This is a genomic window from Sphingomonas pituitosa NBRC 102491 (assembly GCF_001598435.1).
GTDB classification, from domain to species: Bacteria; Pseudomonadota; Alphaproteobacteria; order Sphingomonadales; family Sphingomonadaceae; genus Sphingomonas; species Sphingomonas pituitosa.
In genome coordinates this window covers 1-25,568 of sequence record NZ_BCYY01000032.1, presented here as the reverse complement: position 1 = coordinate 25,568, position 25,568 = coordinate 1, and the positions used below count along the sequence as shown (strand labels likewise).

Annotated in this window: 26 protein-coding genes and 1 tRNA gene; 14 read left to right on the top strand and 13 right to left on the bottom strand. The window is 67.8% G+C overall.

Annotation, left to right across the window (positions count from 1 at the left end; genetic code table 11):
* Positions 1–73: 73 nt before the first annotated feature.
* The 5 genes from sucC to SPI01S_RS19775 are packed head-to-tail and all read left to right on the top strand — an operon-like array spanning position 74 to position 4,152.
* Complete coding sequence (gene sucC / locus SPI01S_RS19795) at positions 74–1,273, top strand: ADP-forming succinate--CoA ligase subunit beta (protein WP_066726763.1); 1,200 nt, start codon at positions 74–76, stop codon at positions 1,271–1,273.
* Positions 1,270–1,743, top strand: coding sequence for a GFA family protein (locus SPI01S_RS19790; RefSeq protein WP_066726761.1), 474 nt, complete (start codon positions 1,270–1,272; stop codon positions 1,741–1,743). Before sucC ends, SPI01S_RS19790 begins: the two co-directional genes overlap by 4 nt.
* A gap of 60 nt (positions 1,744–1,803) precedes the next feature.
* Positions 1,804–2,553, top strand: coding sequence for an electron transfer flavoprotein subunit beta/FixA family protein (locus SPI01S_RS19785; protein WP_064313586.1), 750 nt, complete (start codon positions 1,804–1,806; stop codon positions 2,551–2,553).
* Positions 2,553–3,482, top strand: coding sequence for an electron transfer flavoprotein subunit alpha/FixB family protein (locus tag SPI01S_RS19780; RefSeq protein WP_066726759.1), 930 nt, complete (start codon positions 2,553–2,555; stop codon positions 3,480–3,482). The genes SPI01S_RS19785 and SPI01S_RS19780 overlap by 1 nt, the downstream gene beginning before the upstream one ends.
* Positions 3,483–3,489: 7 nt before the next feature.
* Positions 3,490–4,152: a phytanoyl-CoA dioxygenase family protein gene (locus SPI01S_RS19775; protein WP_066726758.1), complete on the top strand. Its 663-nt coding sequence runs from the start codon at positions 3,490–3,492 to the stop codon at positions 4,150–4,152.
* Between the two features lie 83 nt (positions 4,153–4,235).
* Here SPI01S_RS19775 and SPI01S_RS19770 read toward each other — a convergent pair whose 3' ends face one another.
* The 3 genes from SPI01S_RS19770 to SPI01S_RS19760 all read right to left on the bottom strand — a co-directional run bounded on the left by SPI01S_RS19770 (position 4,236) and on the right by SPI01S_RS19760 (position 6,147).
* On the bottom strand, positions 4,236–4,799 hold the full coding sequence (locus tag SPI01S_RS19770) for a fasciclin domain-containing protein (RefSeq protein ID WP_066726756.1): 564 nt from the start codon (positions 4,797–4,799) through the stop codon (positions 4,236–4,238).
* Between the two features lie 84 nt (positions 4,800–4,883).
* Entirely contained in the window at positions 4,884–5,579 is a 696-nt protein-coding gene (locus tag SPI01S_RS19765) for an anti-sigma factor (protein WP_066726755.1), read from the bottom strand.
* The gene (locus SPI01S_RS19760) at positions 5,572–6,147 is read right to left on the bottom strand and encodes a sigma-70 family RNA polymerase sigma factor (RefSeq protein ID WP_066726753.1); all 576 of its coding nucleotides are present in this window, start codon (positions 6,145–6,147) and stop codon (positions 5,572–5,574) included. The genes SPI01S_RS19765 and SPI01S_RS19760 overlap by 8 nt, the downstream gene beginning before the upstream one ends.
* 115 nt (positions 6,148–6,262) lie before the next feature.
* Here SPI01S_RS19760 and SPI01S_RS19755 point away from each other — a divergent pair, with 115 nt between their 5' ends.
* Together SPI01S_RS19755 and SPI01S_RS19750 are read left to right on the top strand one after the other, a co-directional pair.
* A complete protein-coding gene (locus SPI01S_RS19755) occupies positions 6,263–7,330 on the top strand; it encodes an AI-2E family transporter (RefSeq protein ID WP_245653695.1) in 1,068 nt (355 codons plus the stop codon).
* Between the two features lie 141 nt (positions 7,331–7,471).
* Positions 7,472–8,590, top strand: coding sequence for an MFS transporter (locus tag SPI01S_RS19750; protein ID WP_066726748.1), 1,119 nt, complete (start codon positions 7,472–7,474; stop codon positions 8,588–8,590).
* On the opposite strand, the gene nhaA is transcribed toward SPI01S_RS19750, so the two are convergent.
* From nhaA to SPI01S_RS19725, 5 genes are all read right to left on the bottom strand, one after another.
* Positions 8,491–9,753: a Na+/H+ antiporter NhaA gene (gene nhaA / locus SPI01S_RS19745; RefSeq protein ID WP_066726746.1), complete on the bottom strand. Its 1,263-nt coding sequence runs from the start codon at positions 9,751–9,753 to the stop codon at positions 8,491–8,493. The genes SPI01S_RS19750 and nhaA overlap by 100 nt on opposite strands.
* 171 nt (positions 9,754–9,924) lie before the next feature.
* Positions 9,925–11,520 (bottom strand): lysine--tRNA ligase, encoded by a 1,596-nt coding sequence (locus SPI01S_RS19740; protein WP_066726744.1) that lies wholly within the window; start codon positions 11,518–11,520, stop codon positions 9,925–9,927.
* A 41-nt stretch (positions 11,521–11,561) separates the two neighbouring features.
* Complete coding sequence (gene feoB / locus SPI01S_RS19735) at positions 11,562–13,418, bottom strand: ferrous iron transporter B (protein ID WP_066726743.1); 1,857 nt, start codon at positions 13,416–13,418, stop codon at positions 11,562–11,564.
* The gene (locus SPI01S_RS19730; RefSeq protein ID WP_066726742.1) at positions 13,415–13,693 is read right to left on the bottom strand and encodes a FeoA family protein; all 279 of its coding nucleotides are present in this window, start codon (positions 13,691–13,693) and stop codon (positions 13,415–13,417) included. The genes feoB and SPI01S_RS19730 overlap by 4 nt, the downstream gene beginning before the upstream one ends.
* Before the next feature lie 263 nt (positions 13,694–13,956).
* On the bottom strand, positions 13,957–14,760 hold the full coding sequence (locus tag SPI01S_RS19725) for a DUF72 domain-containing protein (protein WP_066726741.1): 804 nt from the start codon (positions 14,758–14,760) through the stop codon (positions 13,957–13,959).
* Positions 14,761–14,823: 63 nt separating this feature from the next.
* Here SPI01S_RS19725 and SPI01S_RS19720 point away from each other — a divergent pair, with 63 nt between their 5' ends.
* Positions 14,824–15,516: a FadR/GntR family transcriptional regulator gene (locus SPI01S_RS19720; protein ID WP_066726740.1), complete on the top strand. Its 693-nt coding sequence runs from the start codon at positions 14,824–14,826 to the stop codon at positions 15,514–15,516.
* A 29-nt stretch (positions 15,517–15,545) separates the two neighbouring features.
* Here the strand turns inward: SPI01S_RS19720 and SPI01S_RS19715 are convergent.
* Positions 15,546–15,620: transfer RNA gene (locus SPI01S_RS19715), tRNA-Gly, on the bottom strand.
* 217 nt (positions 15,621–15,837) lie between these two features.
* On the opposite strand from SPI01S_RS19715, the gene SPI01S_RS19710 reads away from it, so the two are divergent.
* From SPI01S_RS19710 to SPI01S_RS19695, 4 genes are all read left to right on the top strand, one after another.
* A complete protein-coding gene (locus SPI01S_RS19710) occupies positions 15,838–16,734 on the top strand; it encodes a tetratricopeptide repeat protein (RefSeq protein WP_066726739.1) in 897 nt (298 codons plus the stop codon).
* Positions 16,731–17,339 (top strand): LON peptidase substrate-binding domain-containing protein, encoded by a 609-nt coding sequence (locus tag SPI01S_RS19705; RefSeq protein WP_066726737.1) that lies wholly within the window; start codon positions 16,731–16,733, stop codon positions 17,337–17,339. Before SPI01S_RS19710 ends, SPI01S_RS19705 begins: the two co-directional genes overlap by 4 nt.
* 145 nt (positions 17,340–17,484) lie before the next feature.
* Positions 17,485–17,823, top strand: a complete 339-nt coding sequence (locus SPI01S_RS19700; RefSeq protein ID WP_010542740.1) for a P-II family nitrogen regulator — start codon at positions 17,485–17,487, stop codon at positions 17,821–17,823.
* 14 nt (positions 17,824–17,837) lie between these two features.
* Positions 17,838–19,265: an ammonium transporter gene (locus SPI01S_RS19695; RefSeq protein ID WP_066726735.1), complete on the top strand. Its 1,428-nt coding sequence runs from the start codon at positions 17,838–17,840 to the stop codon at positions 19,263–19,265.
* A 160-nt stretch (positions 19,266–19,425) separates the two neighbouring features.
* Here SPI01S_RS19695 and SPI01S_RS19690 read toward each other — a convergent pair whose 3' ends face one another.
* Together SPI01S_RS19690 and recQ are read right to left on the bottom strand one after the other, a co-directional pair.
* Positions 19,426–19,851, bottom strand: a complete 426-nt coding sequence (locus SPI01S_RS19690; RefSeq protein ID WP_066726730.1) for a protein tyrosine phosphatase family protein — start codon at positions 19,849–19,851, stop codon at positions 19,426–19,428.
* 64 nt (positions 19,852–19,915) lie between these two features.
* Positions 19,916–21,685 (bottom strand): DNA helicase RecQ, encoded by a 1,770-nt coding sequence (gene recQ, locus SPI01S_RS19685; RefSeq protein ID WP_066726803.1) that lies wholly within the window; start codon positions 21,683–21,685, stop codon positions 19,916–19,918.
* A gap of 110 nt (positions 21,686–21,795) precedes the next feature.
* Here recQ and SPI01S_RS19680 point away from each other — a divergent pair, with 110 nt between their 5' ends.
* Together SPI01S_RS19680 and SPI01S_RS19675 are read left to right on the top strand one after the other, a co-directional pair.
* Complete coding sequence (locus SPI01S_RS19680) at positions 21,796–22,308, top strand: GAF domain-containing protein (protein WP_066726798.1); 513 nt, start codon at positions 21,796–21,798, stop codon at positions 22,306–22,308.
* A gap of 75 nt (positions 22,309–22,383) precedes the next feature.
* Positions 22,384–23,835, top strand: a complete 1,452-nt coding sequence (locus tag SPI01S_RS19675) for an ATP-binding protein (RefSeq protein WP_066726728.1) — start codon at positions 22,384–22,386, stop codon at positions 23,833–23,835.
* Between the two features lie 2 nt (positions 23,836–23,837).
* On the opposite strand, the gene SPI01S_RS19670 is transcribed toward SPI01S_RS19675, so the two are convergent.
* Both SPI01S_RS19670 and SPI01S_RS19665 read right to left on the bottom strand, forming a co-directional pair.
* Positions 23,838–24,512: a phosphatase PAP2 family protein gene (locus SPI01S_RS19670; RefSeq protein ID WP_066726727.1), complete on the bottom strand. Its 675-nt coding sequence runs from the start codon at positions 24,510–24,512 to the stop codon at positions 23,838–23,840.
* A 212-nt stretch (positions 24,513–24,724) separates the two neighbouring features.
* Positions 24,725–25,568, bottom strand: an 844-nt coding sequence (locus tag SPI01S_RS19665) for an ATP-binding protein (protein ID WP_157084806.1), incomplete at its 5' end; no start/stop codon positions are given.

Genomic DNA, 25,568 nt, shown 5'->3' with positions numbered 1-25,568 from the left:
GGATTTCGCGCGCGCGCTGTGCTTAGGCGGGCGCGATCCTTTCCCCGTTCCCTTGAAAAGGCGGACTGCTCCCATGAACATCCACGAATATCAGGCCAAGGAACTGCTCGCGAAGTTCGGCGTGCCCGTGCCGGCCGGCTTTGCCGCAATGAGCGTCGAGGAGGCCGTCGAAGCCTCCAAGAAGCTGCCTGGGCCGCTTTATGTCGTGAAGGCGCAGATCCATGCCGGCGGCCGCGGCAAGGGCAAGTTCAAGGAACTGCCGGCCGAAGCCAAGGGCGGCGTCCGCCTCGCCAAGACCGAGGACGAAGTCCGTCACGCCGCGACCGAGATGCTCGGCAACACGCTGGTGACGATCCAGACCGGCGCCGCCGGCAAGCAGGTCAACCGCCTGTACGTCACCGACGGCGTCGACATCGCCAAGGAATTCTACCTCGCGCTGCTGGTCGATCGCGCCACCGGCCGAGTCGCCTTCGTCGTCTCGACCGAAGGCGGCATGGACATCGAAACCGTCGCGCATGACACGCCGGAAAAGATCCACACCTTCGACGTCGATCCCGCGACCGGCTTCATGCCGCACCACGGCCGCGCCGTCGCCAATGCGCTCGGCCTCGAAGGCGATCTCGCCAAGCAGGCGCAGAGCCTCGCCGGCAAGGTGTACAACACCTTCCTCGGCACCGACGCGTCGCAGATCGAGATCAACCCCCTCGCCGTCACCGACGATGGCAAGCTGATGGTGCTCGACGCCAAGGTCGGCTTCGATTCGAACGCGATGTACCGTCACAAGGACCTGATGGAACTGCGCGACGAGACCGAAGAGGATCCGATGGAGCTCGAGGCGTCGAAGTACGACCTCGCCTATATCAAGCTCGACGGCGACATCGGCTGCATGGTCAACGGCGCCGGCCTGGCGATGGCCACGATGGACATCATCAAGCTGAACGGCATGTTCCCGGCCAACTTCCTCGACGTCGGCGGCGGCGCGAACAAGGAGAAGGTCACCGCGGCGTTCAAGATCATCCTGAGCGATCCGGCGGTGAAGGGCATCCTCGTCAACATCTTCGGCGGCATCATGCGCTGCGACATCATCGCAGAGGGCATCGTCGCCGCGGCGAAGGAAGTGAACCTATCGGTGCCGCTGGTCGTCCGCCTCGAGGGCACCAACGTCCAGCAGGGCAAGGACATCCTGGCCAATTCGGGCCTGCCGATCGTCGCCGCCAACGACCTGGGCGATGCCGCCCAGAAGATCGTGGCGGAGGTGAAGAACGCGGCGTGAGCGATGCTGCCGCCTCGACTGTGAAGACGGTCGAAGGCGGCTGCCGCTGCGGCCGCGTGCAGTTCCAGGTGACGGGCAATGCGCTCGTCACCATGGCCTGCCACTGCACCGGCTGCCAGCGCATGACGGCCAGCGCCTATTCGCTGAGCGGTCTCTACCCGGCGGAAGCCTTCGCAGTGACGCAAGGGGAGCCGGTGATCGGCGGCCTGCACGGCCCCACCCGGCATTTCCATTGCGATCATTGCAAGAGCTGGTTGTTCACCCGGCCCGAAGGTCTCGACGCATTCGTGAACGTCCGCTCGACGATGCTGGGGGTTACGATGTTCGCCCCGCCCTTCCTCGAGACCTATACCGAGGAAGCGCTGCCCTGGGCCGCGACTGGCGCTTCGTACAGCTATCCAAAATTTCCGCCCCCGGAATCCTTCGGCACGCTGATGCAGGCGTACGCCGAATCGCTTGCGAGCGGTTGACGTTCGCGTAAACGTAACCCACTTGTTCAGGGGATAGCCCTGGCAGACAGGAAGGATGCGATGAAGGTCTTGGTACCGGTCAAGCGCGTGCTTGATTACAACGTGAAGCCCCGCGTGAAAGCGGACGGGACGGGCGTCGATCTGGCGAACGTCAAGATGAGCATGAACCCCTTCGACGAAATTGCGATCGAGGAAGCGGTACGGCTGAAGGAGAAGGGCGCGGCGACCGAGATCGTCGTCGTCACCATCGGCGTCGCCAAGGCGGAAACCGATGTGCTGCTCACCGCGCGCGCCATGGGCGCCGATCGCGGCATCCTGATCCAAACCGACGAGACGGTCGAGCCGCTGGCGGTGGCCAAGCTGCTCGCCAAGGTCGCGGAAGAGGAACAGCCCGGGCTGATCATCCTCGGCAAGCAGGCGATCGACGACGATTCGAACCAGACCGGCCAGATGCTCGCCGCGCTGCTCGGCTGGGCGCAGGGCACCTTCGCCTCGAAGGTCGAGATCGCCGGCGACCGCGTGCACGTCACGCGCGAGATCGACGGCGGCCTCGAAACCGTGGACCTTAAGCTGCCGGCGATCGTCACCACCGACCTTCGGCTCAACGAGCCGCGCTATGCGACGCTGCCGAACATCATGAAGGCCAAGACCAAGCCGGTCGCGAAGAAGACCGTGGCGGACTACGGCGTCGACATCACGCCGCGCCTCACGACGCTGAAGGTGGTCGAGCCGGCCAAGCGCCAGGCCGGCATCAAGGTGGGCTCGGTCGACGAGCTGGTCGAGAAGCTCAAGGGCATGGGAGTCGCGTGATGAAGACGCTGGTTTGGGTCGAACACGACAATCAGAGCGTCAAGGACGCGACGCTCTCCACCGTCACCGCGGCTGCCAAGCTGGGTGACGTCCACCTGCTCGTCGCCGGCAAGGGCGTTTCGGGCGTGGCCGAGGCCGCGGCGAAGATCGAAGGCGTGGGCAAGGTCCATGTCGCCGACGATGCGGCGTACGAGCATTTCCTCGCCGAAAACGTCGCACCGCTGATCGTCCAGCTGATGGGCGATCATGACGCGGTGCTGTTCCCGGCGACCACCACCGGCAAGAACGTGGCGCCGCGCGTCGCCGCCGCGCTCGACGTGATGCAGATCTCCGACATCCTCTCGGTCGAGGGTGCGGACACCTTCACCCGGCCGATCTATGCCGGCAACGCGATCGCCACCGTGCAGACCAGCGACAAGAAGCTGGTCCTCACCGTGCGCGGCACCGCGTTCGACAAGGCGGCGACGACCGGCGGCAGCGGCACGGTGGAAGCCGTGGCCGCCGCGGGCGACACGGGCCTCTCCACCTTCGCGGGCGCGGAAATCGCCGCGTCGGAGCGTCCGGAGCTGACCAGCGCCAAGATCATCGTCTCGGGCGGCCGCGCGCTCGGCTCGTCGGAGCAGTTCCACGCGCTGATCGATCCGCTGGCCGACAAGCTGGGGGCCGCGGTCGGCGCCAGCCGCGCGGCGGTCGATGCGGGCTATGCGCCCAACGACTATCAGGTCGGCCAGACCGGCAAGATCGTGGCACCCATGGTCTATGTCGCGGTCGGCATTTCGGGGGCGATCCAGCACCTGGCCGGCATGAAGGATTCGAAGACGATCGTCGCGATCAACAAGGACGAGGACGCTCCCATCTTCCAGGTGGCGGACATCGGCCTGGTCGGCGACCTTTTCACGCTGGTGCCGGAGCTGACGGAAAAGCTCTGAGCCCCGCGTGACGCTCGATCTCGAACGCGATGGGGCGGCGCACCTTGCCGGTGCGGCCGCCCCTTTTCTCGCCCGTCTGCACGCGCTGGCAGCGTCGCTGCCGGCCGACAAGGCCGGGCTGCGGCTGCACGGCGTGACCGAGCTGGTCGGGCTGCTGGCACCTGATGCACTGGGCGCTGCGGCCATCGAACGACTTGGCACCGCCGCCCGCCCAGTCCGCGCGATCCTGTTCGACAAGAGCGCCACGACCAATTGGGCGCTAGGCTGGCACCAGGACCGCACCATCGCCGTGCGCGCACGGGTGGATGTGCCGGGCTATGGCCCCTGGTCTACCAAGCAGGGGCTACTCCACGTCGAGCCGCCCTTCGCGCTGTTCGAATCGATGGTCACGCTGCGCATCCATCTCGATGCCGTGCCGGCGGACAACGCGCCGCTGCTGATTGCCCCCGGCTCGCACCGGCTGGGCCGCGTGCCGGAGACGGAGATCGCCGATGCCGTTGCACGCTGCGGCACGGCGACCTGCCTCGCGGAGGCCGGCGATGTCTGGATCTACAGAACCCCGATCCTCCATGCCTCCGGCGCGAGCAGTGTGAACGCCCATCGCCGGGTGCTGCAGGTTGATTATACCCCCGCCGACCTTCCCGCTTCACTGACATGGCTCGGCGTCTAAAGGCGTAAAGCCCGCCGGCAAGGAGGGTCGCCGGCGGGCCGGGCCTCGCCCAAAGGGGGGAGCGTGCGAGGCCCTCGACAGCGTCAGGGCATGAGGACGCTGTCGATCACGTGAATCACGCCGTTCGACTGGTTCACATTCGGGATCGTGATCTTGGCCTTGCCGCCCTTCGCGTCCTGGATCATCCAGCCGCCGCTCGGCCCCTTCATGATCGTGATCGGCTCGCCCTGCACGGTGGTGAGCGTCGCCTTGCCGCCATGCGCCTTGGCATTCGCCGCGATATCGGCCGCGCTGAGCTTGCCCGCGACGACATGGTAGGTGAGGATCTTGGTCAGCGTCGCCTTGTTCTCAGGCTTAACCAGCGTGTCGACGGTACCGGCGGGGAGCTTGGCGAAGGCGGCGTTGGTCGGCGCGAACACCGTGAACGGGCCCGGACCCGACAGCGTATCCACCAGCCCGGCAGCCTTGACGGCGGCGACCAGCGTGGTGTGATCCTTCGAGTTCACCGCATTCTCGACGATGTTCTTGGTCGGATACATCGCGGCACCCCCGACCATCGGATATTTCTGGACGGCGGCGACGGCGCCCGTGGCGAGCAGGGCGGCACCCACGATACCGGTGAGCGAGGCGAGACGGGTCTTGCGCATCTTCTAGCTTCCTCTTGTTTCACACCTCTCTTGCGGAGGTGCGACGAAGCTACGGGGCAGCACGGCCCCCGGATGCAGCGGACCTCAAAGAATCGTGATTTTTCCTGCGGCGACCGGCGGTCCGCTGGGGCCGGCATGCGGCGCGGTGGCGGCGTCTTCCATCGTCACGGCGAGCGTCGCCCCCTCCGCCATCAGCGCGCGGTGCGCCGGGGATACCGCCATGTCGCGGCCGCCGCGGTTCGCGAGCAGGCCCAGCGACACAGGCTTGCCGCCGGCCGGGATAACCCACAACTCGGGCGCTCGGCTGCTGGAAGGCATGCTTTCGGTGCGGACGTGGAGCATGCCCTGATCGGCATCGTAGCGGGCGGCGAACACCGCCCCTTCCGTCCCGGTCATCTGCGCCACCACAACCGGCGGGGGTGGCAGCACCACCGGCTGGGGCATCGGGCGCAGCAGCACGATCGCGAGCAGTACCGCCGCAGCCGCGCTGGCCGCGATCGCCGTCGCCCGCCAGCGCCGCAGTGCTACGACGGTGCCCTGGTCGGCGGCCGGCAGCCGGGTCGCGATCCGCTGCCACAACCCGGCGGGGACCGGCCCATCGACACCGCCCAGCACGAGCGGCGCGAGATCGCGCACCCAGCGCTCCACGGCCTCGGCGAAACCAGGGTCCGCCAATTGCCGGCGGCGTGCTGCAGCGAGATCCTCGCCCTCCAGCAGCCCCAGCACCAGTTCGGCGGCGAGCACGACTTCTTCCTCTTCGGGACGTAGCGGATCAGCCATCGCCGAGGCATCCCCGCAATTGCAGCAGCCCGCGCCGGATCCAGCTCTTCATCGTGCCGAGCGGCACGGCGGCCACCTGGGCAAGTTCGGAATAGGTGCAGCCCTGGAAGAACGCTGCGCGGATCGCGGCCCGCGGCTTCTCGTCCAGTGCCTCGATGCAGTCGAAGATTCGCGCCTGCGTCTCCCCCGCCTCCAGCAGCGCCTCGGCAGAGGGCCGGCCGTCCGGCAGCGCCAGCGCTGCCTCCACGGGCGCGGTTTCGCCCAGCCCGCGGGCGCGGCGCCAGTCGATCGCGGTGTTGCGGGCAATCGTGCACAGCCAGGTGATCGGGCTCGCGCGCGACGCATCGAAGCGCCCTGCCCGGTCCCACACCTTCAGATACACGTCCTGCATCACATCCTCTGCGGCCTCGCGGTCCTGGCAGATACGCAGGCAGACGCCCATCAGCTTCGCCGCCGTCAGATCATAGACGGTTTTCAGCGCCTTGCGGTCCCCGCCCGCCACGGCCGAAAGCGCCTGGACGAGCCGTTCGCGCGCGCGGTCGCCGGCGATGGGGAGCGTAGAAGACACGCCGCGCAGGTGTAACGGCAAATCCGGCCGGGGCAAGCCGGCGGGCAGCCGCTGGACGAAGGGGTAGCGCGACCGCTAGGCCGGAGCCGACGCGGCGGACGAGGGGAGCAAGGCGGTGACGACGAACTGGGTACGATCGATGGCGCTGCCGGCGGTAGCGGTGGGGCTGGCGGTGCTGTGCCTGCGCGTCTTCCTGCCCTTTCTCGACGAGATCCTGTGGAGCATCGTCGGCACCTTGCTCTTCCTGCCGGTCAAGCGCTGGTATCTTCGCCGCCATCCGGGGCAGGAAAATCGCGCGGCGTTGATCGCCCTCGCCGCGATGTCGGTCACGCTGATGCTGCCGATGGCGCTGCTGATCGTGGTCGCGATCGACCAGGTGACCGCGCTGACGCAGAGCCTGACGAGCGGTCGCTTCAACCCCGCCGCATCGCTGGAAACCACCGTCGCACACCTGCCCGAAAGCATCCGCGGCCCGCTCGCGCGCGCCGGGCTGGGCGATTTCGAAACGATCCAGTCGAAGCTGGTGGCGGCCCTGGGCCGCGGCATCCCCGGTTTCGCGAACCAGGCGCTGGCGCTGGGCGGCGGGGTGCTGAACCTGCTGCTGTCGCTCACCGTGATCCTCTATCTCGGCTTCTTCTTCCTGCGCGACGGCGAGAAGATCGCCCGGCGCTTCGCCGTTCTGGCGCCGATCGATGCGGGATATCAGGCGCTGATCGGGTCCACCTTCGTCACCGTCGTGCGCGCGACGGTGAAAGGCGGCATCCTCGTCGCGCTGGCGCAGGGCGCGGTCGGCGCGGTGGTGCTGGCGCTGCTCGGCGTGCAGAGCTGGCTGCTGCTCGGCATCGTCATGGCGGTCGCCGCGCTGCTGCCGGCGGTGGGAACGGGTCTCGTCTGGGTGCCGGTGTCGCTCTACCTGTTCGCCACCGGCCAGGCGGTCCAGGGCGTCATCCTCGTCCTGTGCGGCCTGTTCGTGATCGGCATGGTCGACAACATCCTGCGGCCGATGCTGATCGGCTCGGAGACGAAGATGCCCGATTTCATCGTGCTGCTCTCCACCCTCGGCGGTGTCGAGGCGTTCGGGTTCGACGGGCTGCTGATCGGCCCGCTCGTCGCCGCGCTGGGACAGGCGGTGTTCACCCGGATCCTGGACCGGCCCAAGCAGGCGGAACCCGCAATTCCCTGATGGCGCTTGCAGGCGGCGCAGTGGCGGTTGCAACCAAGCGATGTTGACGCTGCACTGCAGCAAACCCATTTGCGCTGCGTGCACGCCCCCCTCCCCCGTTCCGCCGCCCGCTCGCCCGGGCTGGTCCATTGCGCGCTCGCCATGGGCGGGTTCGCGATCGGTACCACCGAATTCGCGACGATGAGCCTCGTCCCCTATTTCTCCAGGGGGCTCGGCATCGACGAACCCACCGCCGGCCATGTGATCAGCGCCTATGCGCTGGGCGTGGTGGTGGGTGCCCCGCTGCTGGCGGTGGCGGCGGCGAAATGGTCGCGGCGCACGCTGCTGATCGCGCTGATGGCAAGCTTCGCGCTGTTCAATGCGCTGAGCGCGCTGGCCCCCACCTATCACTGGATGCTGCTGTTCCGGTTCCTCAGCGGCCTGCCCCACGGCGCCTATTTCGGCATCGCGGCGCTCGTGGCGGCGTCGCTGGTGCCCACCGGCCAGCGCTCGCAGGCAGTCGGCCGCGTGATGCTGGGTCTCGCGGTCTCCACCGTGCTGGGCGTGCCGGCGGCCAACTGGCTGGGCCAGGCGGTCGGCTGGCGCTGGGGCTTTGCGGTGGTCGCGGCGCTGGCGCTGCTCACGGTGGCGCTGGTCGTCTGGCTGGCCCCCAGGGACAAGCCCGAGCAGGGCGCCAGTCCCCTGCGCGAGCTCAGCGCGCTGGCGAACGGCCAGGTGTGGCTGACGCTGGGCGTCAGCGCGATCGGCTTTGGCGGGCTGTTCTGCGTCTATACCTATGTCGCCTCGACGCTGATGCACGTCACCGGCACCCCGCCCTGGGCGGTGCCGCTGGTGCTGGCGATCTTCGGCATGGGAATGATCGCGGGCAACATCGTGGTGCCCCGCTTCGCCGATCGCGCGCTGATGCCGACCGGCGCGGCGCTGCTGATCGCCAGCGCCGCCGCGCTCGCGCTCTATCCGCTGGCGGCGCATTCGCTGCTTTGGGTATCGATCGACGTGTTCGCGATCGGCTTTGCCGGCGCGCTGGGCCCGGTATTGCAGACCCGGCTGATGGACGTGGCGGGCGACGCGCAGGCGCTGGCCGCCGCGCTCAACCACTCGGCGTTCAACACCGCCAACGCGCTCGGCCCCTGGCTGGGCGGCCTGGCGATCGCCGCCGGTTACGGCTGGACGTCGACCGGCTGGGTCGGTGCGCTGCTCGCGCTGGGCGGGCTCGCCATTTTGGGAATCGCGGTGCTGGTCGATCGCAGGACCGCGTAACCGGCCACCGCCGACAGGATCGATCCGAGCAGCACGCCGATCTTCACCTCGTCGACCAGCAGCGCGTTGCCGGGAAAGGCGAGGCCGCCGATGAACAGGCTCATCGTGAAGCCGATACCGGCGAGCAGCGACACGCCGTAGATCTGCCGCCAGCCGGCATTGCCCGGCCGCTTGGCGATGCCGGTCTTCACCGCCAGCCAGATGCTGCCGAAGATGCCGAGCTGCTTGCCGAGGAACAGCCCCGCGGCGATGCCCAGCGGCAGCGGCTCGAGCAGGATCGACGGCGACAGCCCCTCGAATGACACGCCGGCATTGGCGAAGCCGAACAGCGGCACGATCAGGAAGGCCGACCAGGGGTGCAGCGCATGCTCCAGCTTGTGGAGCGGCGAATCCACCGCATCGGGCGCGGCCGGCGACTTGACCAGCGGGATGGTCATCGCCGCGGCCACGCCCGCGATGGTGGCATGCACACCGGACTGGAACACCAGCACCCACAGCACCACCGCCAACGCGAGATAGACGGCGAGGTTGCGCACCCCCAGCCGGTTGCAGGCGATCATCGCGCCCAGCACCACGCCCGCGCCGCCCAGCGCCAGCAGGTCGATATGCGCGGTATAGGCCACCGCGATGATCGCCACCGCACCCATGTCGTCGACGATCGCCACCGTCGTCAGGAACAGCTTGAGCGCGGCCGGCGCGCGGCTGCCCAGGATGGCCAGCACGCCGATCGCGAAGGCGATGTCGGTGGCGGCGGGGATCGCCCAGCCCGCGGCCACGCCCGGCGTGCGCCCGGCGATCAGCAGGTAGATCAGCGCCGGCACCGCCATGCCGGCGGCGGCGGCGATCACCGGCAGGCGGCGGCGTTCCCAGCTCGCCAGCCGGCCGTCGACGAACTCGCGCTTGATCTCCAGCCCGACGAGCAGGAAGAACACCGCCATCAGCCCGTCGTTGATCCACAGATGCACGGTCATCGGCCCGTATATCGGGGCGATCACCGGCCCGGTTTCCCGATGCAGCGTGTGGAAATAGGTCTCGGAGACGCCGGGCAGGTTCGCCGCGAGCATCGCCAGCGCGGCGGCGGCGATCAGGGCGATTCCCCCCGCCGCCTCGCCATGGAGGAAGGCGCGCGTCGCCGAACGGATATTCCGGATCCTGCGTCGCATGGTGTTCCTCCCTCATTGGCATCGAGAACGCGATTCCACGTTCTCCATCTACGTCATCCCGGCGAAAGCCGGGATCCATTGCCCTCTACGGCTCGGCTCTTGCTTGAACGGAGAAGCGAATGGATCCCGGCTTTCGCCGGGATGACGGGGTAGAGGTTTCCCGCCCGCCCCTTAGGCCACCTTGGCCAGCGCCTCCGCGATCAGCTTGCGGCTGTTGTCGATGCCGTACAGCGCGATGAAGCTGCCCATGCGCGGCCCCTGCTCGGAGCCGAGCAGCGTCTCGTACAGCGCCTTGAACCAGTCGCGCAGATTCTCGAAGCCGCCGGTCTTGCCGATCTCGTACACCTGGTCCTGGATCGCCTCGGCCGTCGCATCCGCCGGCAGTGCGGCGAGCTCGGCGTCGAGCCGCCGGAGCGCCTCGATCTCCACGCCCGCGGGCGCGCGCTTCTTGAGCGTCGGGGCAACGAAATCGCGGGCATAGGCAAGCGCATAGCCGATCAGACGGTCGAGCGCCGGATAGGTTTCCGGGGTCGCGTCGGGGACATAATTCGTCAGATAGCCCCAGACCTGCGCCTTGCTCGCCTCGCCCATCACGCCGACCAGGTTGAGCAGCAGCCCGAAGGTTACCGGCAGCGTCTCCGCCGGCGGCTCGCCATTGTGGATGTGGTGGACCGGGTTGCCCAGCCGCTGCTCGACCGCCTGGCCGGCATAATTGCCGCGGAACTGCCAGTACTCGTCGATCGCGCGCGGGATCACGCCCAGGTGCAGCTGCTTGGCCTTTTTCGGCTCGCGATAGGCGTAGAAGGCGATGCTCTCCTCGGGACCATAGGTCAGCCACTGTTCGAGGCTGAGGCCGTTGCCCTTGGACTTGGAGATCTTCTCGCCCTTCTCGTCGAGGAACATCTCGTAGTTGAAGCCCTCGGGCGGACGGCCGCCGAGCACGCGGGCGATCTTGCCCGACTGGGTGACCGAATCGATCAGGTCCTTGCCCGCCATCTCGTAATCGACGTCGAGCGCGACCCAGCGCATCGCCCAGTCGACCTTCCACTGGAGCTTGGCCTTGCCGCCGAGCACGCTCTGCACGATCCGCTCGCCCTCATCCTCGAAGGCGATCAGGCCGGCCTCGGCATCGACCACCTCGACCGGCACCTGCAACACGATGCCCGATTTCGGGCTGATCGGCAGCACCGGCGAATAGGTCGCCTGGCGCTCGGCGCGGAGCGTCGGCAGCATCACGTCCATGATGCCGGAATAGTGGCGCAGCACCTTCTTCAGCGCGTCGTCGAAGCGGCCGCCGGTGTAATAGTCGGTCGAGGAGGCGAACTCGTACTCGAAGCCGAACTGGTCGAGGAATTCGCGCAGGCGCGCATTGTTGTGGTGCGCGAAGCTCTCATATTTCTCGAACGGATCGGGCACTTGGGTGAGCGGCTTGCCGAGATGCTCGCGCAGCATCGCCTGGTTCGGCACATTGTCCGGCACCTTGCGCAGCCCGTCCATGTCGTCGCTGAACGCGATCAGGCGGGTGGGCACGTCGCACAGGCTCTCGAAGGCGCGGCGGACCATGGTGGTGCGCAGCACTTCGTTGAACGTGCCGATATGCGGCAGCCCCGAGGGGCCATAGCCGGTCTCGAACAGCACATGGCCTTTCTCCGGCGCGCCACCCTCTGCGATCTGCGGATAGCGTTTGAGCAGCTTGCGCGCCTCTTCATAGGGCCAGGCCTTGGAGACGAGCGCGGCTGCGCGGAGTTCGGGGGTGACAGTGCTCATAGTCCCCTGCCTCTGCCGTTTTCGCAGCCGGGATGCAATTGCTAGAGGCCGAGGGCTATCGCGCTCCAATAGGTGATGCCGGCCGCGACATAGGCGAGCGCGAACAGATAGCCGATCATGAAGGCCGGCCATTTCCAGCCATTGGTCTCGCGCCTGGTGACCGCGATGGTCGAGATGCACTGCGGCGCGAAGACGAACCACATCAGGAAGGCGAGCGCGCTCGGCAGGCTCCAATGCTTCTGGAGCTGCGCGCGGATCGATTCCTCGCCCGCCTCGTCGTCGGGATTGTCGACCGCGTAGACGGTGCCGATCGCCGCCACCGCGACTTCGCGCGCGGCCATCGCCGGGATCAGCGCCAGCGCCATGTCGCGGTTGAAGCCGATCGGCGCGACCAGCGCCTGCAACCCGCTGCCGATGCGGCCGGCGATCGAATAATCGACCTTGGAGACGGTGCTGCCCTCGGGCGGCTTGGGGAAGCTGAGCAGCGCCCACAGCACCACGGTGGTGTAGAGGATGATCGTGCCGGCGCGCTTCAGGAAGATCAGCGCGCGCTGCCAAAGCCCCAGCAGCACGTCGCGGATGCTGGGCCACTGGTATTTCGGCATCTCCATCATGAAGCCCGAGGTCGCGCCCCTGGTGACCGTGTGGCGCAGCACCAGCGCGACGCAGAAGGCGCCAAGGATGCCGAGGATGTACAGCGCGAACAGCACCAGCCCCTGCAGCCCCACGCCCGGCAGCACGGCCCGATCCGGGATCAGCGCGCCGATGATGATGGTGTAGACCGGCAGCCGCGCCGAACAGGTCATCAGCGGCGCGATCAGGATGGTGGTCAGCCGGTCCTTCTCGTCGGAGATGGTGCGCGTCGCCATGATCCCCGGCACTGCGCAGGCGAAGCTGGAGAGCAGCGGGATGAAGGCGCGGCCCGAAAGGCCGACGCTGGCCATCACCCGGTCCATCAGGAAGGCGGCGCGGACCATGTAGCCGGTCGCCTCCAGCACCAGGATGAAGGCGAACAGGATCAGGATCTGCGGCAGGAACACCACCACCGCGCCGACGCCGGCGATCACGCCATCGACGATCAGCGAGCGGAACACGCCGTCCGGCAGCGCGGTGCCGACCTCGCCGCCGAGCCACTTCATCCCCTCCTCGATCCATCCGATCGGCACCTGCGACCAGGCGAACACCGCCTGGAACATCAGGAACATCGTGCCGAGCAGGATCACCGGCCCGGCGACCGGGTGGAGGAACAGCGCGTCGAGCCGGTGCGTCCAACGGCGCGCGGCGGTTTCCGAAACGGTGACCGCGGTGGCGATCTGGCGCGCGCGGCGCTGGAGCAGGACGATGTCATGCTGCACGCCGGGGGAGGGGCGGATCTTGGTCACGCCCTTCACCATCTCGGCCATGCGCTCCTTGAGCGCATCGAGCCCGCGGCGGCGCACGGCGACCGTGGCGATCACCGGCACGCCCAGTTCGCGCTCCAGCGCTTCGGGATCGAGCTTGAGGCCGTCGCGCTCGGCGAGATCGACCATGTTGAGCGCCACCACGATCGGCAGCCCCAGCGCGATCAGCTGCAGCGTGAAGCGGAGATGGTTGTCGAGATTGGAGGCATCGACCACGGTGAGGATCGCGTCCGGCAGCCGCTCGCCCTGCTGGCGGCCGAGCAGCACGTCGCGCGTCACCTGCTCGTCCGGGCTACCGGGGTCGAGGCTGTAGGCGCCGGGCAGGTCGATCAGCTCGATCGGCCGGCCGTCGGGCAGCGCCATGCGGCCTGAATGGCGTTCGACGGTGACGCCGGGATAGTTGCCCACCTTCTGCCGCGCGCCGGTCAGCGCGTTGAACAGCGCGCTCTTGCCGGCATTGGGATTGCCGACCAGCGCAACCAATGGCGTGGTGTTCATGGGCGCTCGGCCAGCGGCGTCACATGAATGGCAGCGGCGACATGGCGACGCAGGGCAACGGTCATGCGACCGATGCGGCAGGCAAGCGGGCCGCCGAACAGGCCGGAACGATGCAGCAGTTCCACCTCCACGCCTTCGTCCAGACCCAGCTCGCGCAGGCGTCGCGCCTCGGGCTCGGCCAATCGATCCCAGTCGACTCCGGCCACGGTACCGGGGGCATGACGGTGCAGCTGGGCAAGGCGAACAGGCACGGGAATCGCAGCGGTGGCGTTCATGCTGCGAGTGATTATCAATTACTTGGCACCATGGCTAGGTCCAAAACGCCATGGGCGTGCGCGGCAGGCGGGGAGGCCGCCGCCGCGCAACGAGGCTTATTGATATCCGCCTTCTTCCTCGCGTTCCTCGGCGGCGTCCTTCTGCGCTTCTTCCATCGCCTCGGCTTCGTCGTCCTGCGGCGTCTGCTGTTCGGGATCGTGGATCATGCTGGCCTCCTGGGTTGCCCGCGACCAACGAAGCGGCGCGGCAAAGGGTTCGGCGTTCAGCGCAGGCGGCGGATGAACGCTTGGGCACCCGCTGGCGCACGCACCTTGCCGCCATGGATGAAGAAGACGAAGGTTTCGCGTGGGCACACCGGCGCCGGCTCGGGCGCGAAGGTGGGCAGACCCTCGGGCTGGCCGCCCGCCGCCCAGGTCTTGGCCGCGTCCACCCAGCGCGGCAGCGCGTCTTCGGGGTAGCAAAAGGGATTGTCATCCTCGCCCGCCTCCAGCCGCACATAGACAACGTCGCCGCTGACATCGGCCACGCCGGGATATTGCGGCGAATCGGCAAAGACGATTCCCACGCCCGCCGCCCGGCACAGCGCGACGAATTCGGGCGTCTGGAAGCTGTCGTGCCGCACCTGCACCGCGTGGCGCAGCTTCACGCCGTCCTGCCGGGCCGGCAGCAGCTTCAGGAATGCGCCGAAATCCTCCGCGTCGAACTTCTTGGTCGCCATGAACTGCCAGAAGATGGGGCCCAATTTGTCCCCCAGCTCGGTCAGCCCTTGGCCGCAGAAGCGCGCGATCGATTCGCCCGCCTCCGCCAGCACCTTGCGGTTGGTGACGAAGCGCGAGCCCTTCACCGTGTAGACGAAACCGTCGGGGGCCGCCGCCGCCCAGCCGGCGAAGCTCGCCGGCTTGAAGGTGGAATAATAGGTGCCGTTGATCTCGATCGCGGTAAGCGCCCCGGCGGCATATTCCAGTTCGCGCTTCTGCGGCAGCTTGTCGGGATAGAAGGTGCCGCGCCACGGTTCGAACGTCCAGCCGCCGATACCGACGCGGATGGGGGCGGGGGAATCGGACATCGGCTTCTCCTAAGGCAATGGCACGACTCGCCATTTCCGAAGGTCTTAGTATCGTGGCGCACCATGCTGCGAAACCATGCACCCAGCGACCAGCGCCTTGCCGACCAGGCCTATTCGCGCATCGTCGAGATCATCCTGGGCGGGCTGGGCGTCGGCGACCGCCTGCCCTCCGAATCGCGGCTGGCGGAAAGCTTCGGCATGTCACGCACCGTCGTGCGTGAGGCGCTGGTGCGGCTGGCAGCCGACGGCATCACCGAATCGCGCCGCGGCGCCGGCTCCTATGTGATGCGCCGCCCGTCGCTCCGGCTCGGCGCACACATGGCGTTCGACGAGCTTTCCGCGACGCTCGGCACCTATGAAGTACGATTCGCCCTCGAATCGGAAGCTGCGCGGCTCGCCGCGCGTCGCCGCTCGCCCGAACAGATGGCGGAGATCGAATCGGCGATGACCGACCTGCGCAAGGCGCTGCTCTCCAGCGATCCCGCGCATGACGAGGATTGGCGGCTGCACCGCGCAATCTTTCGCGCCACCGCGAATCCGGCGTTCGAGAAGGCGTTCGAGCATCTGCACGAGGAAACGATGCGAATCATGCGCGCCGGCGTCGACATCGCCCGCCTGCGCGAGCCGGAGCCGATCGCGGCGATGGTGCGCGAACACGAGACGATCGTGCAGGCGATCCGCGCGCAGGACGCGGATGGCGCGGCACTGGCGATGCGGTGGCATTTGTCGGAAGGTCGAAAACGGCTGATGCCGTGAGACCGACGGTACAGTCGCTGGTTGGCGACTGGAGCGGGCGAAGGGATTCGAACCCTCGACCCCAACCTTGGCAAGGTTGTGCTCTACCCCTGAGCTACGCCCGCTCTGGCGTCGTGGCCGGGAGCGTTTCGAAGCGCTCTCGGCGGGTGAGGCGGGCCAACTAACAGCGGCTTCCGAAGTGCGCAACCCCCCTTTTGCACTTTTTGGAAAAGGCTTGGCGGTTTGCCCCCGAACGCCCAAATAGGGGCCGACCCGCCCACGTGCCCTTCAGAGGCGCCGGCACCCGCAGTTCGCAAGGAGCGCATTTTGGCTACGCTTGGTATGAGCCCCGCCGACAAACAGGCCGTCGACGCCTTTCGCAAGGACGTCGTAGAGCCGTCGATGTCGAAGCTCGTCATCATCGATTTCTGGGCGGAATGGTGCGGGCCGTGCAAGGCGCTGGGTCCGGTCATCGAGAAGGTGACGGCGGAATATGCCCCCAAGGGCGTGATGCTGGCCAAGATCGACGTCGATGCGAACAACTTCATCGCCAGCCAATTCCAGGTCCGCTCGATCCCGACGGTCTATGCGATGTTCCAGGGCCAGCTGGTCGCCGACCTGACCAGCGCGCGCACCGAATCGCAGCTGCGCACGATGCTCGACCAGATCCTCCGCCAGCTGCCGATCAGCGGCGAGGCAGCGGAGGCCGAGGCCGAACTGGAGCCGCTGATCGCGATGGCCGAGCAGGTGCTGGCCGATGGCGATGCCGAGCGTGCCCTCTCGATCTTCGACCAGATCGCCGAGATCGCGCCCGACCACGCTGTCGTGGCCGCGGGCCGCGTTCGCGCGCTGACCGAACTGGGCCGTCATGACGAAGCGCAGACGGCGCTCGATGCCATTGCCGGCGATGCCGCAAAGGCGCCCGAAGTGGAGCGTGCCCGCGCCGCGCTGAGCCTGGCGCGCGAAGTCCAGCCCGTCGGCGATCTTGCCGGCCTCGCTGCCCGTGCCGCCGCGAACCCGGAAGACATGGACGCGCGCTACGAGCTCGCGGGCGGCCAGATGGCGGCAGGCGATCGCGAAGGCGCAGCCGAGACGCTGCTCGCCATGATCCGCGACGATCGTGCCTGGAACGAGGGCGCCGCACGCCAGCGGCTGCTCAAGTTGTTCGAAGTCGTCGGGCTGGAAGATCCCTGGGTCTCCGCCCAGCGTCGCAAGCTTTCGCAGATCCTGTTCGGATGAAGACGACGCGGCTTTCGGTGTTTCCGCTGGCGGGTGCGCTGCTGTTTCCACGCATGCACCTGCCGCTCCACATCTTCGAGCCGCGCTACCGGGCGATGGTCTCCGAAGCGCTGGCCCGCGACCGGCGCATCGGCATGGTCCAGCCGCGCGACGACCGCGATCCTCCGACGCTGTTCGACGTGGGCTGCGTCGGCCGCATCGCCGATGTCGAGGCACTGGACGACGGCCGCTACAACATCGTGCTCGAAGGCCTGACGCGCTTCACCATCGTCCGCGAACTCGAGCTTGGCACGCCGTTCCGCCAGGTCGAGGCGGCGCTGGAGGTGGTGGGCGAGTCCGAATCGCTCTCGCTCGCCGGCCGCGCATCGATCGAGATGGAATCGCGTCGCTTCGCCGACGGCCTGGGCTACATGGTCGATTGGGAGGCGGTGACGCGCCTCGACGACGAATCGCTGGTCAACGGCATTGCCCAGATCGCGCCGTTCGATGCCGCGTCGAAGCAGGCGCTGCTCGAAGCGCCCAGACTCGAAGATCGCGCCGAACTGATCGTGCAGCTGATGCAATTCTTCGGCCGCCACGGCGAGGACAGCGCAACGCTGCAGTGAACTGCTCACTTTTTAAGCAGAGCAGCGTCACAAAATTCACCAGTTGGTAATATTGGGTGGCCCGAAACGCACATCCCCCCTGTGCGTTCCATTTGGCACGGCCCTTGCGAAGTAGCTCCCCGGGACAACCGCCAGAGGGGGCGACATGAAGCTCATCATCGCCATCATCAAACCCTTCAAGCTCGACGAGGTGCGCGAAGCGCTCACCACCGTCGGGGTGACGGGCATGACCGTTACCGAAGTGAAGGGGTTCGGCCGCCAGAAGGGCCAGACCGAGATCTATCGCGGCGCCGAGTACAGCACGAACATGGTGCCGAAGATCAAGATCGAGGTCGCCGTGGGGAGCGATCTTGCCGACCGCGCCGTGGAAGCGATCCAGGCGGCGGCGAGCACCGGCGCGATCGGTGACGGCAAGATCTTCGTTCTCGACATGGGCCAGGCCGTGCGCATCCGCACCGGCGAGACCGACGAGACGGCGCTGTGAGCAAGGGGGTAGCTATGAAGCAAGGATGGAAGACCGCCGGGCTCGCGCTCGGCGCGGCCGCGCTGGTATCGGCGATGCCCGCCTGGGCGCAGACCGCAGCACTGATCAAGGCGCCCACCGTCGCCCAGCAGGCGACGATGGTGAACAAGGGCGACACCGCCTGGATGCTGATCTCCTCGGCCCTGGTGCTGATGATGTCGGTGCCGGCGCTGGCGCTGTTCTATGGCGGCCTGGTGCGCACCAAGAACATGCTCTCGGTGCTGATGCAGGTGTTCATGATCGTCTCGGTCGCATCGCTCGTCTGGTGCACCTGGGGCTATTCGATCGCCTTCACCTCGGGCGGCGAGAACCACTTCTTCGGCGGCCTCTCCAAGGCGTTCCTGGTCGGGGTGAGCAGCGGTACCTATGCCGCAACCTTCTCGAACAACGTCTATATCCCTGAATTCGCGTTCGTCTGCTTCCAGATGACCTTCGCCTGCATCACGCCGGCGCTGATCGTGGGTGCCTTTGCCGAGCGCGTGAAGTTCACCCCCCTCATCATCTTCACCGTGCTGTGGATGACGATCGTCTATTTCCCGATCGCGCACATGGTCTGGTACTGGGCCGGCCCGGACTTCCTGGTCGATGCGCCGACGGACTATGGCTTCCTGTGGGGCAAGGGCGCGCTCGATTTCGCCGGCGGCACCGTCGTCCACATCAATGCGGGCATCGCCGGCCTGGTCGGCTGCCTCGTGATCGGCAAGCGCGTGGGCTTCAAGAGCGAGCCGATGCCGCCGCACTCGCTGACCATGACCATGATCGGCGCCTCGCTGCTGTGGGTGGGCTGGTTCGGCTTCAACGCCGGCTCCAACCTCGAATCGAACGGCGTGACCGCGGTTGCCTTCATCAACACCTTCGTCGCCACGGCTGCCGCGGCGGTGAGCTGGGCGGTGATCGAGCAGATCGTGCACAAGAAGCCGTCGCTGCTGGGTGGCGTGACCGGTGCGGTCGCCGGCCTTGTCGCGATCACCCCGGCCTCGGGCTTCGCCGCGCCGATGACCTCGATCGTGCTCGGCCTGGTCGTCTCGCCGATCTGCTTCTTCTTCGTCACCACGGTGAAGAACAAGCTGAAGTATGACGACTCGCTCGACGTGTTCGGCGTGCACTGCATCGGCGGCATCATCGGCGCCCTCGGCACCGCGATCGTCGCCGATCCGGCGCTCGGCGGCCAGGGCATCATCGACTATACCAAGTTCCCGGCAATCGCCGCGCCCAGTTACGACATGGTGGCGCAGCTGATCACGCAAGCCGAAGCGGTGGCGCTGACGCTGGTCTGGTCGGGCGGTGTCTCGGCGATCCTCTTCTACGGCCTCAAGCTCACCATCGGCATCCGTCCTTCCAAGGAAGTGGAAGTCGAAGGGCTCGACATCAACGAGCATGGCGAGCGCGCCTACAACTACTGACGAAATCGGGCGCCGCGCAGGCCTCTCCTGGCGCGGCGTCCCACCGAGGTTCCTCCTGCGGACAACTGGGCTGGTGGGCAACCACCGGCCCATTTTTTGTTTGGGAAGAGAGCTGTGCCTTCATTAACTCCCCCTCCGCTTGCGGGAGGGGGGAGAAAGCTCAGCGGCCCGAGAGCTGCTCCAGCGCCGGGCGGATGCCCGACAGGTCGTAGCCTGCGCCCGCACCCTTTTCGACCAGTTCGGCCGGCGCGGCGCCCTTGTGCGCGGCGGCGAGCGCCCAGAGGTTGCAGGAGCGCGTCCCCGAGCGGCAATAGGCCAGCACCGGCCCCTCGACCGAGGCAAGCGCGTCGGCCATCGCCTCGACCTGCGCCATCGAGAAGCCGCCCGGCGTCACCGGAATTTCGGTATAGCCCAGCCCCGCCGCCTCGGCCGCCTCGGCAATCTCCGCACCGGTCGGCTGGCCGAACTCCTCGCCCTCGGGGCGATTGTTGATGATGTGGACGAACCCCGCCGCCGCGAGCGCCGGCACGTCCTCCGGCCGGATCTGCGGCGCCACCGAGATGCGGTCGTCGATCTTGTTCGGCATGGCAGGTCCTCCTTCTGATTCCAGCGCGAGGCTGTAGCGCGGGGCGGCGCCCTGCGGAAGCCGATCAGAACTGGCGGAGGACGTTCAGGAAATCCTGCCCATAGGCATCGAGCTTGCGCGCGCCGACGCCGGAGAGCTGCCCCATCTCCGCCAGCGACGAGGGCCGCACCATCGCCATGTCGCGCAGCACCGAATCGTGGAAGATCACATAGGGTGGCAGCCCGGTTTCCTGCGCGATCTCGCGCCGCTTGGCCCGCAGCGCCTCGAACAGCGGATTGCCGACCGGATTGGGAACGCCCCCGGCGGCACCGCGCCGCCGTCGCTCGCGCTTGGGCGGGAGGACCAGCTTCAGCGCTGCCTCGCCCTTCAGGATCGCCCGCGCCTCGGGCCCGAATTCGAGCCCGCCATGCTCATTGGTACGCAAGGCATCGCGCAGCAGCAGCGCGCGCGACACCGGCTTGAGCATCGCTACCTCGTCGCCATCGACGATGCCGAACACCGACAGCTTCTCGTGCCCGTTCATCAGGCTGCGCTCGGTCGAAACGCCGGTGAGGATGCCCTCGATATAGCCGATGCCGTACAGCATGCCGGTGCGGAACACCGCCGAGAGGAATTTCTGCGCGGTCACGCTGACGTCGATTGCGGCGGGTGGATTGAGGCAGTTGTCGCAATTGCCGCAGGTCTCCGGCGCGTCCTCGCCGAAGTGCTTGAGCAGGATGCGGCGACGGCAGCCCGCAGTCTCGACCAGCGCCCCCAGCGCGGTGAGGCGGGTGCGCTCGCCCGGCTGGCGCGAAGGCTCGACCTCGCCGATCCGCTGGCGGGCGCGGGCAAAATCGTCGGCGCCCCAGAAAAGATGCGCCACCGCCGGATCGCCGTCGCGGCCGGCGCGGCCGGTTTCCTGGTAATAGGCCTCGATCGACTTGGGCAGCCCGGCATGCGCGACGAAGCGCACGTCGGGCTTGTCGATCCCCATGCCGAACGCGACGGTCGCGACGACGACCATGTCCTCGCTGGCGACGAACTTCGCCTGGTTGCGGCGGCGCACGTCAGGATCGAGCCCGGCATGATAGGGCAGCACCGACCGCCCGGTCTCCGCCGCCAGCTTCTCGGCGAGCTGCTCCACGCCCTTGCGCGTCTGGGCATAGACGATGCCGGGGCCGGGATTCTCCGACACCACATCGATGATCTGCCGCGTCGTGTTTTCGCGGGGCATGATATGGTAGCGGATGTTCGGCCGATCGAAGCCGGCGACGATCAGCCCCTCTTCCGGGATTCCCAGCTGCTCGAGAATGTCGGCGCGGGTATGCGCATCGGCGGTGGCGGTCAGCGCCAGCCGCGGCACCTCCGGGAAGCGATCGAGCAGCGGGCGCAGCAGCCGGTAATCGGGCCGGAAATCATGCCCCCATTCGGACACGCAATGCGCCTCGTCGATCGCGAACAGGCTGAGCGGGGCCTGGGTGAGCAGGTTGCGGAAGCCCTCGCCCGAGGCGCGTTCGGGCGCGATGTAGAGCAGGTCGAGTTCACCCGCGCGAAACCGCTCGATCGTCTCGGCGCGGTTATCGTCGACGCTGGTCAGCGTGGCGGCACGGATGCCCACCGCCTCGGCCGCGCGGAGCTGGTCGTGCATCAGCGCGATCAGCGGGCTTACGACGACGCAGGTCCCCTCCAGCATCACCGAGGGCAGCTGGTAGGTGAGCGACTTGCCGGCACCCGTGGGCATCACCGCCAGCGTGCGCTGCCCCGCCATCACGCGGTCGACCACCGAGGCCTGCACGCCGCGAAAGGCGTCATAGCCGAAAACGCGGCGGAGATGTTCAATGGGATCGGGACGCATGGCTGCCATCAGACTGCCCGGCACATGCTTGCACTGTCGAGCAAATGTTAACTTGTCCCACCGTAGTAGCCCGAATGTGCCGGGGGGCGCAAACGCAGGAAGACGAAGTGATGCCGATCGAGCCCTCGGATGAAACCGCGCGCCTCTCCGAACTGAAGGGCTATGGCGTGCTCGATACGCCGAACGAAGCCGAGTTCGATGCCATCGTGCGCGAAGCCGCCGCCGCGCTGGGCGTGCCGATTGCGCTGATCTCGCTGATCGACGAGAATCGGCAATGGTTCAAGGCGCGGGTCGGGCTGGAGCCGCAGGAGACGCCGCGCTCGATCTCGTTCTGCACCCATGCGATCCGCGGTCCCGACGTGTTCGTGGTGCACGACGCGCAGGCCGATCCGCGCTTCGCCGAAAACCCGCTGGTTACCGGCGATCCCAACATCCGCTTCTATGCCGGCGCGCCCTTGCGCACCGCCAGCGGCAAGCGGATCGGCACGCTGTGCGTGATCGACAGCACCGCCCGCCCGCAGCTGACCGAGCAGGATACCGCACGGCTGACGTTGCTCGCCGAGAAGACGATGGAAGCGCTGGAGCGCCGCCGCCAGCGCCTGGGCGCCGCCAACGCGGCCTGAAGCGAAACAAACACCCACAGTTTTCGGTGACGCGGCCCTTGCCGCTGCCCCCCCTGATCCGGCAAAGCGGCCGCGATGACCGTCAGCGTGGACATGGGCGTCGACGGCACGGGCAGCCCCGTGCCGGTCGATCTGGAGGAGTTGCTTGCGACCCGGTTGCTCGTCCAGGGCAATTCGGGCTCGGGCAAGTCGCACCTGCTGCGGCGGTTGCTCGAACAATCCGCCGGCCATGTCCAGCAGGTGGTGATCGATCCCGAGGGCGATTTCGTCACCCTTTCCGATCGCTACGGCCATCTCGCGATCGAGGCGGTCGATCATAGCGAGCGCGACGTCGCCCGGTTCGCCGCGCGTATTCGGGAGCACCGTGCTTCGGTCGTGCTCAGCCTCGAAGGGCTGGAGGCGGAAGGCCAGATGCGCTGCGCCGCCACCTTCCTCAACGCCCTGTTCGATGCGCCGCGCGACCATTGGTATCCCGCGCTCGTGGTGGTGGACGAGGCCCAGCTGTTCGCGCCCGCCGGCGGCGGCGAAGTCGCGGAGGAGGTGCGGCGCGCCTCGCTTTCCGCGATGACCAATCTGATGTGCCGCGGCCGCAAGCGCGGCCTCGCCGGGGTGATCGCGACGCAGCGCCTCGCAAAGCTCGCCAAGAACGTCGCGGCGGAAGCGTCGAACTTCCTGATGGGCCGCACCTTTCTCGACATCGACATGCAGCGTGCGGCCGATCTGCTCGGCATGGAGCGCCGCCAAGCCGAGGCGATCCGCGACCTCGCCCGCGGCCATTTCCTCGGTCTCGGCCCGGCGATCACCCGGCGGCCGGTGGCGATCCGGATCGGATCGGTGGAAACCAGCGCACGCAGCTCCAGCCCCAAGCTGACCCCGCTCCCGCAGGCGCCCACCGACGACATGAAGGACCTGCTGCTCGCCCCCGCCGAGCCCGAATGGGTGCCGCCGGCGCCGCCGCCTGCGCCGACCTATGCCCATTCCGAGACGATGCTCGAGGCGCTGGCCCGCTCGGTGCCCGCACCGATGGAAATCGAGCCCGATCGCGATCCGGAGGAGGTTGCCACCCACGTCGCCGACGTGCTGCGCGCGATCGTCGAGGACGAGCAATCGGCGCTGCGCTCGCCGGCGGTGCTGTACCAGGATTTCCAGGTGCGCTGCCGGATGGTGGGGCTCAACCGCCCGCCGCTCGACCTTTCCGGCTTCGTCCGGCGGCTGTCGGCGGCGCGTGCGGGCATCCACGGCGATCCCGACGACGACTGGGCGCAGGCGCTGGAAGCGGCGCGGGCGCTGCCCGACGACATGCTCGGGCCCTTCCTGCTCGTCGCCAAGGCGGCGCGCGAGGGGCTGCCGTGCCCCAGCGATACCGATATCGCGACCAGCTATGGTACCGGCTCGCTCGGGCGCGTGCGGCGGCTGATGCAGTATATCGAAACCAAGGGGCTGTTCGTCACCCGCGTCGACCTGTCGGGCAAGCGCTCGATCACGATCCCCCGACTCGGCTGGACGACGCAGGCGTCCGAAGGCTGATCCTAGCGCCGGTGCAGCCGGGCGTTGAGCGCGAACATGCACAGCGCCCAGATCGCCCCGAAGCACCAGCCGGCCAGCACGTCCGAGGGCCAGTGGACGCCGAGGAACACGCGGCTGCAGCCGATCAGCAGCACCAGCAGCACCGAAAAGCCGAGCAGATAGGCTCGCGCCCAGCGGCTCGCCTGGGTCTGCGCGACCATCATGCCGAGCGTGAGGTAGACCGCGGCCGAGATCATCGCATGGCCGCTGGGGAAGCTGGCGCTGGATACTTCGGCAAGGTGGGGCACCACGTCCGGGCGGGGGCGGTGGAGGACGATCTTGAGCAGCGCGTTGATGACCGAAGCGCCGATCAGCGATCCGCCAAGCAGCAGCGCCTCGGCGCGCTTGCCGAACGCCAGCAGGAAGATCAGCGTCGCCGCACCCGCCAGCCACAGGACGGTATAGCCGCCGAGCGCGCTGATATCGATCGCCGACTGGAGCAGCCAGGCCGGGCCGATCGGCGTAGCCAGGTCGCCGGGGCGTCGGAACGCGAGCAGCAGCGCGGGATCGAACGCGAATCCGCTGGCGAAGCGGAGGCAGAGGAACGCCGCCAGCCCGGCAAGCGAAAGGCCCAGCAGCGCGAGCGCCGGCCAGAGCCATTGGCGGTTGGCGGGTTGAAGCGGGTTGGAATCGGTCATGCTGCTCGCGTGTTCGAGGGAAGGGCTATCGGGTATGGGAGGAAAGAGCGCGGCGGCTCAAAAATCCACCGTCATTCCCGCGAAGGCAGGAATCCATTCGCCTGTGCGTTTCATGAACGAACCGCAGCGTCAGCGCCAATGGATCCCCGCCTACGCGGGGATGACGGAGTATTTGGGCAGAAGGGACGGCTCTGCCCAGAACAAGGCAGAGCTTACCCCTTCGACCCGCGCCCTTCCAGCATGCCCGGCGCGATGAAGCCGATCGGCTGGATCGACGAGGCCTGCTGCTTCAGCTTGCCCTGCATTGCCGCATAGTCGCTTTCCATTTCGGGCGTGACGGTCGCGCGCGAGTCCTTCAGCGCTTCCTCGAAATGCGCCATCGTCACTTCGCGCGTCGCCAGCGACTGGCGGAGCGCGACGAGACCGGCGCGGCGGACCACGTCTTCCAGATCCGCGCCGGTATAGCGCTCGGTCTGCTCGGCGATCGACCCCAAGTCGACATCCGCCGCCAGGGGCATCTTGCCGGTCTGGATGCGCAGGATGCGCTCGCGCCCGGCCTTGTCCGGCACGCCGACATAGACGAGCTCGTCGAACCGGCCCGGGCGGAGCAGCGCCGGGTCGATCAGGTTCGGCCGGTTGGTCGCGCCGATCACCACCACCGACTGGAGCTCCTCCAGCCCGTCCATCTCGGCGAGGATGGTGTTGACCACGCGCTCGGTCACCTGCGGCTCGCCCATCGCACCGCCCCGGGCGGGGACCAGCGAGTCGAGTTCGTCGATGAAGATCACGCAGGGTGCGACCTGCCGCGCGCGGGCGAACAGCCGCGCGATCTGCTGCTCGCTCTCGCCATACCATTTGGAGAGCAAGTCGCTCGACTTGGTGGCGATGAAGTTCGCCTCCGCCTCGCGCGCCACGGCCTTGGCGAGCAGCGTCTTGCCGGTGCCCGGCGGGCCATAGAGCAAAAAGCCCTTGGCCGGACGGATGCCGAGGCGCCGGAACGCGTCCGGATCCTTGAGCGGCAGCTCCACGCCTTCCTTCAGCCGCACCTGCGCGTCG